Source organism: Streptomyces sp. NPDC039465 (assembly GCF_055639315.1).
This window is the reverse complement of the sequence record NZ_JBVKAP010000011.1, coordinates 81,583-94,451: the sequence shown is the minus strand read 5'-3', so window position 1 is coordinate 94,451 and position 12,869 is coordinate 81,583. Positions and strand designations below refer to the sequence as shown.

Below are 12,869 nucleotides of genomic sequence, written 5' to 3'. Positions count from 1 at the left end.
CAGCAAGATCGATTCGCTTGTCGAGTAGTGACGCTCCGTCACGTACCCTGCCTGGCCTCGGGAATGTGACCGACGTCGGCACTGGTGCTGACATCGGTGCCGACGCCGATACCGGAGCGGCGTACGTCCGCCTCCGGGATCTCGCCCGTCCCGCCCGGCGCCACCACCCCCCGTACCCCCGCCGCCGCGAGCACCGCGAAGGCCCCGGCCACGAAGGCCCCGGCGGCCAGGACCGTCGCCGACCAGCCGTACGCCCCGTACAGCCAGGTGGCTGTCAGCGTGCCCAGCGCACCGCCGCCGAAGGACGCCAGCATGAAGAGGGTGTTCACGCGCGCGGCGATGGCGTCGCCAAGCGTGAACAGCCGTGCCTGGTTAGCGACTTGGCTGCCACTCGTGCCCAGAACCAGCAGATTGGCGCCGAGGACGAGCGCGACGGCCGAGTCCCCCCACACCCCGAACACGACGAACGCCACGGCGACGCAGCCGAGCGACCAGCCGCACACCACGCGAGGCCCGTACCGGTCGGTGAACCGTCCGGCCCCCGCCGAGAGCAGCGCCCCAGGGAGCGTCAGCAGCCCGAACAGCCCGGCGAAGGCCGCCCCGAGCTCCAGTGGCGGCGCCGCCAGATGGAAGGGGAGCGTCGCCCAGAACACGCTGAACGCGGCGAAGACGGCCGCTCCGCCCGCCGCCGCGAACCGCACCTCACGATGAGCGGCCAGGAGCCGGGGCAGCGTGCCGAGCAGCCGGCCGTACGGCAGCCGGGCGCCGCGCGGGCCGACGTACCGAGGCAGCCGGCGCGGCAGCACGAACAGCAGGGCCGTCGTCATCACCGCGGCCACCACATAGGCCGTACGCCAGCTCCCGCTGAGGCCGGAGACCGCGCCCGAGACCGAACGGGACGCGGTCGACCCAAGGGTCAGACCGAGTCCGATCAGCCCGACGACCTGACCGCGCCGCCCCGGCCCCGCCAGCGCGGCCCCGACCGGCGTGAGCACCTGCGGAAGGACCGTCGTCGTGGACAGGGCGAGGGTGGCCACGGCCAGCGTGAGCGCGCCCGGCGCGGCCGCCGCCACCAGTAGACCGGCGCTCGTGAGCGCCAGCAGGACGGTGGTCAGCCGCCGCAGGTTCACGCTGTCCGCGAGGGGGACGAGCAGCAGGATGCCGAGCGCGTAGCCGATCTGCGCCGACGACGCGATGAACCCGGCCGTGTTCGCGGACACGTCCATGCCGCGGGCCACGGCCTCCAGGAGCGGCTGGGGGAAGTAGAGATTGCCGACGGTGACGGCACCGGCGACGGCCAGAACCAGGACCGGCACGGGGGTGCGGGGGGCGGTGGGCACGAGGGAGCTTCCTCCTGGGGGAGAACGGGGGCCGGGGAGCCCCGGGGGGCCTCCACCAGACTCCGTGCGCCGCTCCGCCCCATCAAGGCGCGACAATGGAACGGTCGTTTAGCCACACTCAACGATGAGGGTGGTGTCGTCGAACGGAGAGACATGCTGGAACGGATCGAACTGGAGGCGTTCCTCACCCTCGCCGAGGAACTCCACTTCGGCCGGACCGCCGAACGCCTCGGCGTCACCACCGGCCGCGTCAGCCAGACCGTCAAGAAGCTGGAACGCCGTTTCGGCACACCCCTTTTCACCCGCACCAGCCGCACCGTCCGGCTGACCGCCGTGGGGACCCGCCTCCGCGACGATCTGCTGCCCGCACACCGCCAGATCCTCGCCGCTCTGGAACGCGCCACCACAGCGGGGCGCAGCGTCCAGGGCACGCTGCGCGTCGGCTTCGCCACGCCGTGGGGCGGAGAGCTGATGGCCCGGGCCGCCGACGCGTTCGCCGCCGACCATCCCTCGGCCGAGGTCCGGATCCAGGAGGTCCCGCTCGACGGCGCCTTCCACCCCCTCCACGAGGGCGAGCTCGATCTCCATCTCACCACCTTCCCCGTACGCGAACCAGGCCTCACCACCGGCCCCGTCCTCCACAGCGAACCCCGCGTCCTCCTCGTCCCGGCGGCCCACCCGCTCGCCCGCCGCTCGTCGGTCGGACTCGAAGACCTCGCCGGCGTCCCGCTGGTGACCCCCACGGGCTCCGCCCCGCGCTACTGGCTCGACGTCCACTACCCCCGGCGTACGCCGTCGGGCCGTGCCATCCCGCCCGGCCCGGCCGCCGCGTCCTGGCAGGAGGTGCTCTCCCACGTCGGGGCGGGTCGCGGAGTCTCCCCGGGCGCAGCCCGCGGCGCCCGCTACCACCCGCGCCCCGGCATCACCTACGTCCCCTTCCATGACGCCCCGCCCATCGAGGACGGCCTGATCTGGCCCTCCGCCGCCGACAACGCGCTGCTGCGCGCCTTCGTGCGGACGGTCCGCGCGACGGTCCAGCAGGCGGACCGACACACCAAAGAGACGCGCTCCAGCCCGGTTGAAGACGCCGGCTATGGGAGCAAGTAGGTCGTACAGGCCGGCCCCCGCTGTGTGCGAGTTTCACACTCGTCCTCGGTCCCGTCACCAGCGTTGAGGGCGATGATGTGGATGGCGCCCGCCTGAGGCGGGGGGGAAAGGGGAACGCTGACCCGCTGCTCGACCACGCCCTCGTCGTTCGGCCTGAGGGAGCTTGAGTAGAGGTCGACGTTCTCGTCGACCGACTCGCCCTCAGCTGTCTCGGCGGCTACGTAGACTTCGATACTCGACCACGTTTCGACACCGTCGGCGTGAATGTCGAAGCTCAGACGCAACGAGGGCCGAGAACCGTCGACCCTGACATCCGTGATGCTCGGCCACCCGTTGCCCCCGGCGGCCTTGGCCGCGCCGATGACCGCCACGCTCAGCGCCACCATGTAGAAGATCACCCCGAGAATAAGCACAGCGGTCTCCCACAGATTGCCCCGCCGTGTGGGATGAATGAGCAGGGCCACGATGCTGCACACGATGGCGACGATGGCGCAGAGCGAGGCCACATAAATCGGCCACGACTCGTTGTTGAGAGCAACGAAGACAAACTCGCTGCGGAGCCCGAGCGCGGTCATGACTCCCGTGACGGCGACGAGGGCGCCGGCGAGGATTTTGGCAACGTCATCCAAGCGCTTTCCGATGCTGGCCTGGATCATTTCGGATGTCGGGTCAGGTGCGGGGTCCCTGCTCATGTTCTTCACCCCACTCATGCCACCCTCCTTGCCGTCGGTTTTCCAGGTTGACAACGGCACGCGCGCCGGGCGCCCGAGCGTACTACGCCGCATTTGTCCAAAAATGTCGACGACGCGCGGGCCAGAGTGCGTCTCGCTGTCCTCCTACCGTCCTACACCGTCGGCGAGGGCTGCGTCCGCAGCGGCGGGGGCTGCGCCGCGAGCAGCAGGCGCCATGTGTCGGGGTCGGCGGTGCGGGTCGACGGCAGGCCGGCCGACTCCTGGAACCGCTGAAGGGACTCGCCCGTCACCGCACTGAAGGCGCCCGTGACGTCGGCCGGCAGACCGGCGTTCGTGAGCAGGTACTGCAGACAGGCGACCTCCGGCCCCTTGGACCGGGAATCGACGACAAGGACGAGCACCGGCCACGTCCGCGGGCCCACCTTGCCGTCCGGCTGGAGATGGTGACGTGTCTGGAACGCCTTCACCGCGGCGAGTGTCTCCTTGCCGAAGATCCCGTCGACGTGCAGCCGGTGTCCGTGCGCGACCAGCAAGTACTGCAGCGCGGTGACCTTCACGAAGCGGTCGCCCTCCTGCACGAGCGGCCACTGCGCGTCCTTCGGCACCGCGCGCACGGCCAGACCCGCCGATGACGACACCGCCCCCTCGGCGCCACCGCCCGCCCCGCGCGGGGCGGTGAACCACCACACCCCGACCCCCACGAGGACCGTGCAGGCGACGACGACCAACGCCGTCAGGCCCCGGGCGAGGCGTGCGGGCTCGGGGTCTCCGTCTGCGGCCGCGGCCGTCACGTCATCGCCCTCGTCGCCGTACTCGGCGGCGTTCTCGTCAGCGCTCCCCTCCGGACGGACCGTACGGCTGCGCACCGGCACCGCCGCCGCTGCCTCGGCGAGCACCCGCGCCCGTGCCAACTCGCCTTCCGGTGCCCGTAACTGCGCGTGCAGGCCTTCGACCACCCGTAACGGCGCCGTCGAAGGATGCCGGGGATTGAGATAGCGGGAGAGCGTCGTCTGATCGATGCCGAGCCGTAAGGCCAGGGACTGCTGGGTGGGTTTGAAGCGTCCGTCGCGCGCCGACGCCTCCCACCACGCCCGCAGCATCTCCGCGAGCTCCATCCCCGGCGGCCGCCCGCCTCCCCGACCTCCGCCGCCGCCGTCCCGGTCCCCGCCGCCGTGTGTCGTTCCCATTGCCTCGCGCCCCACTCGTACGTCTGCATAACCGCAGGTGGGAGCCGTGCATACGAGTCCGTGCATCGATGCATCCCCCACCGCCCGGCAGATCGTAGTGAGAGCCGTCGATCGTGCGGCAAGGTGAGAACGCGGCCGGCGACCGAGCCCCGCGAACCCCCTCTCACCCACAACCCGTTCCTCGGGTGCCTCTGCCTGCGCGGATGCCGCGCCCGAGGCCCGTCCGAGCGACCGACGGCCATGAATCAAGGGAATCCGACGATGCTGTCATCATCACCCGTACGAGTGCGTCTGGCATGTGCCACAGCGGCCCTGGTCACGGCGGTGGCGACCCCCGCCCTGCTCACACCCCCCGCCCACGCGGCGCCGCCGTCCACCTACCGCGTCAACGGCGTCGATACGAGCCACCACAACCACGGGCGGGGAGAGAAGACCCCCATCGACTGGCCGCGGGCCGCCCGGGCCCACAACTTCGCCTTCCACAAGGCGTCCCAGGGCACGCGCTATCAGGACCCATGGTTCCAGCGGGACTTCGCGGCCGCGGACCGTACGAACCTGCTGCACGCCCCGTACCACTTCTTCGACCCCCGCAGTGCGAGCGACGGTGCCCACCAGGCACGCCACTTCGTCGCCACCGCCCGCGCGGCCGGCTACCGCGGCGACCGGGCGAACGAACTGCCGCCGGTACTGGACGTGGAGAAGGTCGTCCGCAACCGCAAGGAGGTCTGCCCCTCCGCCCTTCGCACGCAGCAGATCCGCATCTTCCTCCAGGAAGTGAAGAAGGCCTTCAAGGTCACACCGATCGTCTACACCCGCGCCTCCTTCGTGAAGGAGTGCATGGGAGGCAAGGGCCAGGTGTTCGCCGGGCATCCGCTGTGGCTCGCCCGTTACGGCAGCGGCTCCAAGGAACCCCAGCCGGTCCCCGGCGCGGACCGCACCTGGACGTTCTGGCAGCACACCGACACCGGCGCGACCCCCGGGATTCCCGGCCGCGGTGACCGCAACGTCTTCCACGGCACCCAGGCGGAGCTGCGTGCCCTGGCGGGCGGCGGCCGGCCGGCCCACTGATCCCGCGCCCCGACCTCACCCGAATCACCCACATGTACAACTCTTCTGAACAGGAGTCACCCATGTCCGCCATGAACACGCCTACCGCGGTCACGACCATCCGTACGCGCCGGATCGTCGCCCTCGCCCTCGCCGCCGCACTCGGCTGCGGAGCCGCGGGCACCGCCACCGCACAGGCCACGCCGAACACGGCCCCCGTCGCCGCGGTCCTCGCACCGGCCGTGAGCTGGCCGACCCTCAAGGCCGGCAGCAGGGGCGTACAGGTCACGGCCTTGCAGCGGCTGCTGACCGCCCGGGGCCAGGCGCTCACCGTCGACGGGGCCTTCGGCCCGACGACGACCGCGAAGGTCAAGGCCTTCCAGCGTGCCCAGCGACTCACCGCCGACGGAATCGTCGGAGCCGCCACCTGGACGCGGCTCGTCGTCCCGCTGAAGAGCGGGGCGACCGGCCCCGCCGTCAAGGCCGCGCAGGGCCTGCTCTCCGCACGGGGCCACTCGGTCGCCGTGGACGGCCGGTTCACCGCCGCCGTCGCCGCCAAGGTGAAGGCGTTCCAGAAGTCCGCAGGGCTCACCGCGGACGGCGTCATCGGCACCCGGACCTGGGCGGCGCTGCTCAACGGCACCACCAAGGCCCCCGGCAACCGCGCCGCCCTCGCCCGGCAGATCCTGCGCACCAGCGGCATCACCCTGGCCACCGTCCACGTCGGGGGCCGGCACGCGGGCTCCTCAGCCAAGCAGAACGTCGTCGACACGGCCAACGGCAAGGGCGCCCAGACCAGCCCGTGGAGCGATGTGCCCCACCGCCGGATCGCCCTCGACACCCGCATGCTCAACGGCCTGCTGAAGCTGCGCACGCAGTACGGCTACCGGATCTCCGTCTCCGAGATCGTCGGCGGCGACCACAGCCGCACCTCGAAGCACTACCAAGGCCTCGCCTTCGACATCAACTACATCAACGGCAAGCACGTCGGCTCGGGTGCCCCGCACAAGGCGCTCATGAAGGCCTGTAAGGCGCTGGGAGCCACCCAGGTCCTCGGCCCCGGCACGCGGGACCATGACACTCACGTCCACTGCGGCTGGCCCCGCTGACCTTCCCGCTCATTTCCCGGTCTTCCGCCGCTCTTCGCCGCCGGCCGCCCCGCTACGGGGCGGCCGGCTTCCCGTGTTGCGGGCGATCAGCGGTCCGCAAGCGTCTGGGTGGTGAGGACGGCGCTGTAGGCGGTGGCGTCGTTCTGCGTCGCCGTGAGGGTGGTGGTGTGAGTGGGGGGATCGAGGGGGCTGATGAGGGAGTCCGGTGTGGTGTGGGTGGTGAGGATCGTGGGGGAGTCGTACTCGACATAGCGGTGGAAGTTGATGGTGAGGGACGTGGGGAGCTGGGGGTGGATGTGATGGGTCTGCGTGGCCTGGCGGGTGGCCTCGATCAACAGCATCCCCGGCGCGTGGTCGAGGGGGTGGTCGAAGAGGATCGGGTGGGTCGGGTCGATACGGAGCTGATGCTGATTCGGGTTGGACGTGGAGGTGAGCGTGACGTCCTGGGGGAGGGTGCGGTGGATGGCCCGCGGGTTGATCGGAGGGGTGGGCGGCGGGGCGGTAAGGGTCGTCTGGGTCGGGTTGGTACGGCCCTGACGCAGGCGGGTGTAGAGGCTCGGGTGGTGGCAGTGGTACCGGGTGTGAGCCGTGGCAAGGTGCGCACCGTTGTGCGTGATCGTGAAGTGGATGGTGAGGGAGGTGAGTTGGCCCCGGCGGAGCTTGATGTCGGTGCAGACGGCGGAAATGTGGATGTCGGCTGGGGTGTTGGTCTTGAGGAGGGCGCCGGGGTTGAGGGTGTAGTGGAGGTGTTCCCAGCTGAGCTTGTGGCTCAGCGGCAGGTCATAGGCGGTGTGGGCAATGAGGGGGAGGGCCTGCCGCAGCGTTTCGCAGAGGATGAGGGGGTCGTGATGGTGGGGGTACGTGGAGTAGAAGGTGTGCTGGCGAGGCCACTGAGCCGTGAGGGCGTAGGTGTCGGGGGCCGTCGTGCGGATCGAGGTGAGGAACACCTCGGAGTGCGCGAGCCGGTGGACGTACTCCCGGGGCACGGTGTGGGTGAGGGGGGTCGTGGGGCCGGCGGGTATCAGGCCGTCGGATAGGGGCGTGGCCGTGGGTATGTGCGTACGGCCCTTGGAACCGTGATCGGCGGTGGGGCCACCGACGGGCATCGAGCTGCTGGTGGGGCTGGTCGCGGGCTGGTGCGTGGTTAACGTCATGGGGTGCCTTCCTCTCATGGATGGTTGAGGGGGCGTGCCGCGGCGGACGCCGGACGGATCGATCGTCGGCCGCCTGCATAAAATAGAGAGTGTTCTTTTTGTTTGTCGAGGGGGTACGGGTGGGCGTGTCACGGGGCGGGGTTGGGGCTGGTTGCGGGGGAAGGTGAACGGTGCATGTGTGGTTGGTGAGCTTTGAGCGTCTGTGTTGACTGAGGGGATCAGGTGGTGGCGGTGACGAGGGTGGCGCGGGTGAAGCAGGAGCGCGCGGTACGGACGCGGGAAGCGATTCTCCAGGCGGCCGCTGAGGTGTTCGACGAGAACGGCTTTGCGGGCGCGAGCATTACGAAGATCGCGGAGCGGGCCGGTTCGACGACGGGCGCGCTGTATTTCCATTTCAAGTCGAAGGAGGGAATCGCCCTCGCGGTCATGCGGGCGCAGCCGTCGACCATTGTCCCGCGGCTTTCCTCCGGGGGTCTGCAACGATTGGTGGACATCACGCTGGTGTGGTGCTGGCGGCTCCAGCGGGACCCGTTGCTGCGGGCGGGCGTCCGGTTGGCCGTGGAGCAAGGGGCCTTCGGCCTGCAGGACGACACCTCCTTCCGCGAATGGGCGCGCATCATGGAGGAGTGCCTGGCCGAGGCGCGCACGGCGGGAGATCTCCTGGATTCGGTGGACGCGGGAGAGGTCGCGGAATTCGTCGTCGGCGCGTGCACGGGAACGCAGTTGCATTCACAGCTGGCTTCGGGCCGGACCGATTTGCCGGACCGGGTGCTGCGGATGTGGCGCTTTCTGCTGCCAGGAATCGCGACGCCGCAGGCGGCGTCCGGGATCAAGCTGGATCTGGCCCGGGGACGGGTGGAATGACGACGTACCGCCATGCCGTGCCTGGGTACCGTCGAGGGCTCTGACACCTCTCCTGACCGGTCGCAACGGTCCGCGCTCCTCGACGACCACGGGGAGCGCGGACAAGGACACGTCAGGCCCGGCGGGCCGTCCGGGTCGATCGCGGAACGTGCAGACACCCAGGCAAAGTTGATTCGCTCGCATACGCCGGAGGAGGGTCACTCCGTCCACCTCACCGGATGAGGCTGACGTACGGCACAGCGGCGAGCGGCGCACGCTCCTCGACGACGTCGGAGGCGTCAGCGGTTGTCGTCGAGCTCCTGGTGCATCTGGGGCTGGTCGTCCTGGTCGTGGGTCAGGGCGTGGCGTTCGACCTTGTTGAAGGCCTCGGAAGCGAGGCCGAGGATGTCCTTGTACGGGTTGACGCCGACGGTCTTCTTGGCGGTGTCGCCGAGGAACCCGCCACCCACGTCGCTGACGATCTTGTGCCCTCCGGCGAGGGGCTTGCCGGCCTCGGACAGGACGTTCTTGGGGAGACCGGCCATGTCGGCGTACTTGTCGGTGAGGGCCACGCGGACCATCGCGATGTACGCGTCGTGGGCGCCGGGCGGCAGGAACTTCTTGTAGAAATCGACGGCCTGCTTCGTCATGAAGACGCCGTCGTCCGTCTTCTTCCACTCCTTGTCACGCTCGGCGTTCCACAGCCGCTCGACCTCGGCGGCGTCCTTCGGTAGCAGCCACTTCTCCGGCGTGCCGAGGTAGTGGTTGACGTAGTGCCAGGCGCACATGAAGCCGTGGGCGTCGTCCTTCGAGACGTGGATGCCGAGGTTCTTCATGGCCTGGAGGATCTGGGTGCTGAAGACGCAGGCGGCGCCGGTGGTGTACTTCTGGGAGACGGGCTCGCCCCACTTGGCGTAGTCCCACTCGCCGCTCTTCTTGTGCAGCTGCCGCACCGAGGCGTGGACCAGCCGCACCTTGGTGACGTTCGCGGCCAGAGTGCCGTTGCGCATGGCGTCCTTGTCGCCCATGTCGACGAACAGCCGCGAGGACTGCGACAGCCGCCGCCCCGGACCCCCCACGCCGCCCAGGCGTCCCGTGGAACGCAGGGTGAAGGCTCCGGTCGGGGAGAGGTACGTACCGATGAGCCCGACGGTGCCCTGAAGCATGGACACTTCGCCGTGGTGATGGGCGAAGAACCCCTCCGCGGCCTTGACGTCCGCCTCGCTCCAGCCCGGCGGCTCGGCGGCCGCCTCCCGCATGAACTCGGCCAGCCGCTCGGGAAGCTGCGAGAGGTCTTGTCCGGGCTTGAGGGTGCCGATGGTGCGGAACAGGGCGTTGACCCCGTCGATCTCCCGATTGTCGATCAGGTCCGACACGAGCGCGTCGGCCTTGGGGTCGCCGACCTTGCTCGCGGCCTCAAGCTCTTGCGAGACGTTCTCAGCGGTGATTGGCACGGCTGGGCTCCATTCCTTCGAGATGGGATGCCGACCGCCCCGCCCCAGGACAGGCGGGGCGGCGGACGAGTCCCGGCCCGGGCCGCTCCACACTCCGCGATGCGCGGCCGCGTGGGTGTGCGGCAGCACGCGCTCATCCGCGGGGCACGCCCGTGTCGTGCGGGGTGTGGCCGCCACGATGGGCCCCGGGCGAGGTCGTCGTCCGTCCCTCCGGATCTTGCCCGCCGACGGACGGTCTCGGCGATCCCCCGATCGAGCACGTCGGAGTGCGCCCCGAGCGTGACAGGGGCGCACAGGCTCCGGCCGCTTCGACGCCGACCAGAAGGCCCTGGCCTCCTCCCGGCGTCGACGCCGTCACGGTCCACCAGGTCCTCGCCCGCGAACACCCGCACCCGTGGTGGAGCGTTCTCCCCCGGACGGGGGAGAACGGGATCGTCCGGCTGCTCGATCCGTCGCGGGGCCCGTTCGGAGAGAGTTGATCTCAGGCGGACGGACCACGGAACCACGACGGAACCGCCCCGCTGAATCTGCTGAATCCACCGATCCGATTCATTCATGACTTCTGGAGGACCTCATGGCCGCCGCGACCGCGACCGCTCTGCCGACTCGGCAGTCCACCTGGGCCGCCTACACGGCCGCCGCGGCAGCACTGGCCTACGCGGCGCCGCACTTCTGGTGGGGCGCCGGCGTCGGGGCGACCTTCCCCGGGGACTTCGCCAGCGCCCCGCACGGCACCATGGAGGCGGCGATCGGCTACTGGGTGATGGGCGGCGTGTCCGTCTTCGGGGCGCTGATCGCCCTCGCCCTCGTCCGCCCGTGGGGCCGGCGCGTCCCCGACCGTCTCATCGCGGTGCCGGCCGGGATCGCCGCCGTCGGCATGACCCTCTGGGGCTTCACCTACTTCGCGATGCAGTACCTCCTCACCGCCGAGCGCGTGGTCTCCTCCCCGGCCTTCGCCGCCAAGGACGCCCACCCGCAAGCCGCCTGGGGCCTCTTCTGGTACGGCCTCTTCCTGATCTGGGGCATCACCCTCGGCGCGGCGGCGTGGCAGCGCCTGCGTGCCCGTCGCCCGCGGTGCGAGCGCTGCGGCCAGGCCTGAGAAGCGGGCGACCCGTCACTCGCACCCCCTGAGACACCCCCGGGCGGCCGCGCGTCGCCGACGCGCGGCCGCCCGCGGGCGTGGACGAGCCCTGCTCACACGGTGTTTCCCGTTGCTCGTCCCGCCGGACGACAGGCACCCCTTGCCCGGCGGGCCGTCCGGCCGGGACTCTCGGATCAGCGACGCTGCGTGGCCGACGGTCACGTAGCGTCCGGGCCAGGGGTTCACGTACGGCTGTGGGATGCGCCGTTCCCCGAGGCCCGCGCCCGAACCGATCACCGGCCGGGAGCCTCGGGGCACGTGTCCCGAGGGCCGAACTCCGGGCCGCCACGCACAGACGGGAACGCCCATGGCCCCCTGCCACGTCCCTCCGGACCGCGACCTCGAAGTCACCAAAGCCGTCTACCTCGTCGGCCGTGACCTCGGTGGGTCCGACAAAGTGATGCTCGCCGGCTTCGAGGCCGGCTGGGGCGAGTCGCACATGAACAACCTCGACTGCGGCGACCGCGACTCCCTCGGGGTCTTCCAGCAGCGCCCCAGCCAGGGGTGGGGCACACCGGAGCAGATCCGGCACGTGCCGTACGCGGCCGAGCAGTTCTTCACCCGGGCTGTCCGGGTCGAGCAGCAGTCGCCCCAGCTGACCGCAGGTCAGACGGCGCAGAAGGTGCAGCGCTCCGCCTTCCCCGACCGCTACGACCAGGCCGAGGCCAAGGCCCGGGCCCTGCTGGACGAGGCGGCGCGGGCGGTCGGACCGGGCCACCGATGGGCGCCGCGGGTCGGCATCGGCGTGCCCACCGCCGTCGATACGTGGAGGGTGCGGTTCAGGGCCGGTTGAGTGTACTGATCGGTCGGGACGGGGGGATGGTGTTGTTCGCTCGTGGTGTGGATGACGGGCTGCATCATCGGTGGCAGTCGGGCACGGGCGGCCCGTGGTCGGCCTGGAGCCCCTCGGCGGGCGGCTGTCCGCCGACCCGTCGGTCGTCCTCAAACCCCATGGATCGCTCTCGGTGTTCGGGCGTGATCCGGCCGGCCGCGTCACCCACACCTGGCAGCACGGCCCCGAACACGGCCACGCCTGGAACGACCAATGGGTCGACATGGGAGGCGACCTCGCGACCGAGGGCGCCGACGACCGCGCGGTCGTCACCCCGCAGGCTGGTTGACGTACCCGCACCGGCTGACGCGCGGGCGGCACCCCTAGCCGCCCGCGCTGTCTCCGGCCGTGTTACGGGCGGAAGTGCCCGGGCTCGGCTACAGGGCCGGGGCCGGCGCCGGGGCCGCGTACGCCTCGCGCAGTAGCCCCGGCGCTTCCTTGCGATGCTTCCTGGACAGCGACAGCCAGATGCGGGCGGCCGGCGAGCGGTCGTAGCGTACGAACGTCGCGAGCGACACGTGGTCGTCATCGGCCTGGACGACGAGATGTCCGGTCAGGAACCACGAGGCGGCCTCGAGCCTGATCCAGTCGTCACCACGGTCGGCGATCTCCCATCCGGCGACCCGGTCCGGCGATGCCGTGAGCCGCAGCCCCAGCAGGCACCGCCAGATGAACTGTCCCGCGAGGCCCGCCACATCCTCGAACAGGATCCTGGCCCACTGCTCCGGCGACCGTCCCGGCACCCCGCCGGCCAGGGTGAACGCATCGACGTAGTCCGGATCCGTCATGGTGCTGAGGGCGCGGATCTGCCCGGGAACCGGCTGCTCCTGGCGGACGGGCGGCAGGAAAGCTTCAGCCTTTCCTGATTCTGATTCTGATTCCGATTCTGATTCGACGTTCATACGTCGTCTCTCCCGTTGAGGTCGGTCTGCGTGACGACCTGTCACAGGCACGGTAACCTAC

The 12,869-nt window shown here is 70.5% G+C and carries 13 protein-coding genes; 7 read left to right on the top strand and 6 right to left on the bottom strand.

What is annotated here, in order from left to right:
* Positions 1–38: 38 nt before the first annotated feature.
* Positions 39–1,340, bottom strand: coding sequence for an MFS transporter (locus ACZ7LT_RS29490; RefSeq protein ID WP_471239166.1), 1,302 nt, complete (start codon positions 1,338–1,340; stop codon positions 39–41).
* Between the two features lie 153 nt (positions 1,341–1,493).
* Here ACZ7LT_RS29490 and ACZ7LT_RS29485 point away from each other — a divergent pair, with 153 nt between their 5' ends.
* On the top strand, positions 1,494–2,447 hold the full coding sequence (locus ACZ7LT_RS29485; RefSeq protein WP_471239165.1) for a LysR family transcriptional regulator: 954 nt from the start codon (positions 1,494–1,496) through the stop codon (positions 2,445–2,447).
* On the opposite strand, the gene ACZ7LT_RS29480 is transcribed toward ACZ7LT_RS29485, so the two are convergent.
* Complete coding sequence (locus tag ACZ7LT_RS29480; protein ID WP_471239164.1) at positions 2,432–3,157, bottom strand: hypothetical protein; 726 nt, start codon at positions 3,155–3,157, stop codon at positions 2,432–2,434. The genes ACZ7LT_RS29485 and ACZ7LT_RS29480 overlap by 16 nt on opposite strands.
* 134 nt (positions 3,158–3,291) lie before the next feature.
* On the bottom strand, positions 3,292–4,326 hold the full coding sequence (locus tag ACZ7LT_RS29475) for a peptidoglycan-binding domain-containing protein (RefSeq protein ID WP_471239163.1): 1,035 nt from the start codon (positions 4,324–4,326) through the stop codon (positions 3,292–3,294).
* A 261-nt stretch (positions 4,327–4,587) separates the two neighbouring features.
* On the opposite strand from ACZ7LT_RS29475, the gene ACZ7LT_RS29470 reads away from it, so the two are divergent.
* Together ACZ7LT_RS29470 and ACZ7LT_RS29465 are read left to right on the top strand one after the other, a co-directional pair.
* A complete protein-coding gene (locus ACZ7LT_RS29470; RefSeq protein ID WP_471239162.1) occupies positions 4,588–5,394 on the top strand; it encodes a glycoside hydrolase family 25 protein in 807 nt (268 codons plus the stop codon).
* Between the two features lie 62 nt (positions 5,395–5,456).
* Positions 5,457–6,482 (top strand): peptidoglycan-binding domain-containing protein, encoded by a 1,026-nt coding sequence (locus ACZ7LT_RS29465; protein ID WP_471239161.1) that lies wholly within the window; start codon positions 5,457–5,459, stop codon positions 6,480–6,482.
* 86 nt (positions 6,483–6,568) lie between these two features.
* Here ACZ7LT_RS29465 and ACZ7LT_RS29460 read toward each other — a convergent pair whose 3' ends face one another.
* Positions 6,569–7,636 (bottom strand): ScbA/BarX family gamma-butyrolactone biosynthesis protein, encoded by a 1,068-nt coding sequence (locus ACZ7LT_RS29460; protein ID WP_471239160.1) that lies wholly within the window; start codon positions 7,634–7,636, stop codon positions 6,569–6,571.
* Positions 7,637–7,876: 240 nt separating this feature from the next.
* Between ACZ7LT_RS29460 and ACZ7LT_RS29455 the strand changes: the two genes are divergently transcribed.
* A complete protein-coding gene (locus tag ACZ7LT_RS29455; RefSeq protein WP_471239262.1) occupies positions 7,877–8,500 on the top strand; it encodes a ScbR family autoregulator-binding transcription factor in 624 nt (207 codons plus the stop codon).
* A gap of 278 nt (positions 8,501–8,778) precedes the next feature.
* On the opposite strand, the gene ACZ7LT_RS29450 is transcribed toward ACZ7LT_RS29455, so the two are convergent.
* On the bottom strand, positions 8,779–9,933 hold the full coding sequence (locus tag ACZ7LT_RS29450; protein ID WP_471239159.1) for an oxygenase MpaB family protein: 1,155 nt from the start codon (positions 9,931–9,933) through the stop codon (positions 8,779–8,781).
* 574 nt (positions 9,934–10,507) lie between these two features.
* Here ACZ7LT_RS29450 and ACZ7LT_RS29445 point away from each other — a divergent pair.
* The 3 genes from ACZ7LT_RS29445 (at position 10,508) to ACZ7LT_RS29435 (ending at position 12,195) form a co-directional block, all read left to right on the top strand.
* Positions 10,508–11,032 carry a DUF3995 domain-containing protein gene (locus tag ACZ7LT_RS29445; RefSeq protein WP_471239158.1) on the top strand — a complete coding sequence of 175 codons (525 nt, stop codon included), beginning with the start codon at positions 10,508–10,510 and terminating at the stop codon, positions 11,030–11,032.
* A gap of 349 nt (positions 11,033–11,381) precedes the next feature.
* A complete protein-coding gene (locus ACZ7LT_RS29440; RefSeq protein ID WP_471239157.1) occupies positions 11,382–11,867 on the top strand; it encodes a hypothetical protein in 486 nt (161 codons plus the stop codon).
* 70 nt (positions 11,868–11,937) lie between these two features.
* The gene (locus ACZ7LT_RS29435; RefSeq protein WP_471239156.1) at positions 11,938–12,195 is read left to right on the top strand and encodes a hypothetical protein; all 258 of its coding nucleotides are present in this window, start codon (positions 11,938–11,940) and stop codon (positions 12,193–12,195) included.
* Positions 12,196–12,283: 88 nt separating this feature from the next.
* Here ACZ7LT_RS29435 and ACZ7LT_RS29430 read toward each other — a convergent pair whose 3' ends face one another.
* Positions 12,284–12,808: a hypothetical protein gene (locus ACZ7LT_RS29430; protein ID WP_471239155.1), complete on the bottom strand. Its 525-nt coding sequence runs from the start codon at positions 12,806–12,808 to the stop codon at positions 12,284–12,286.
* Positions 12,809–12,869 lie beyond the last annotated feature (61 nt).

Bases quoted from the DNA above. Each gene is read 5' to 3' on its own strand.
- ACZ7LT_RS29470 (WP_471239162.1), top strand. From the start codon at position 4,588: ATGCTGTCATCATCACCCGTACGAGTGCGTCTGGCATGTGCCACAGCG.
- ACZ7LT_RS29430 (WP_471239155.1), bottom strand. From the start codon at position 12,808: ATGAACGTCGAATCAGAATCGGAATCAGAATCAGAATCAGGAAAGGCT.
- ACZ7LT_RS29480 (WP_471239164.1), bottom strand. From the start codon at position 3,157: ATGAGTGGGGTGAAGAACATGAGCAGGGACCCCGCACCTGACCCGACA.
- ACZ7LT_RS29440 (WP_471239157.1), top strand. From the start codon at position 11,382: ATGGCCCCCTGCCACGTCCCTCCGGACCGCGACCTCGAAGTCACCAAA.
- ACZ7LT_RS29445 (WP_471239158.1), top strand. From the start codon at position 10,508: ATGGCCGCCGCGACCGCGACCGCTCTGCCGACTCGGCAGTCCACCTGG.
- ACZ7LT_RS29485 (WP_471239165.1), top strand. From the start codon at position 1,494: ATGCTGGAACGGATCGAACTGGAGGCGTTCCTCACCCTCGCCGAGGAA.
- ACZ7LT_RS29465 (WP_471239161.1), top strand. From the start codon at position 5,457: ATGTCCGCCATGAACACGCCTACCGCGGTCACGACCATCCGTACGCGC.
- ACZ7LT_RS29475 (WP_471239163.1), bottom strand. From the start codon at position 4,326: ATGGGAACGACACACGGCGGCGGGGACCGGGACGGCGGCGGCGGAGGT.
- ACZ7LT_RS29460 (WP_471239160.1), bottom strand. From the start codon at position 7,636: ATGACGTTAACCACGCACCAGCCCGCGACCAGCCCCACCAGCAGCTCG.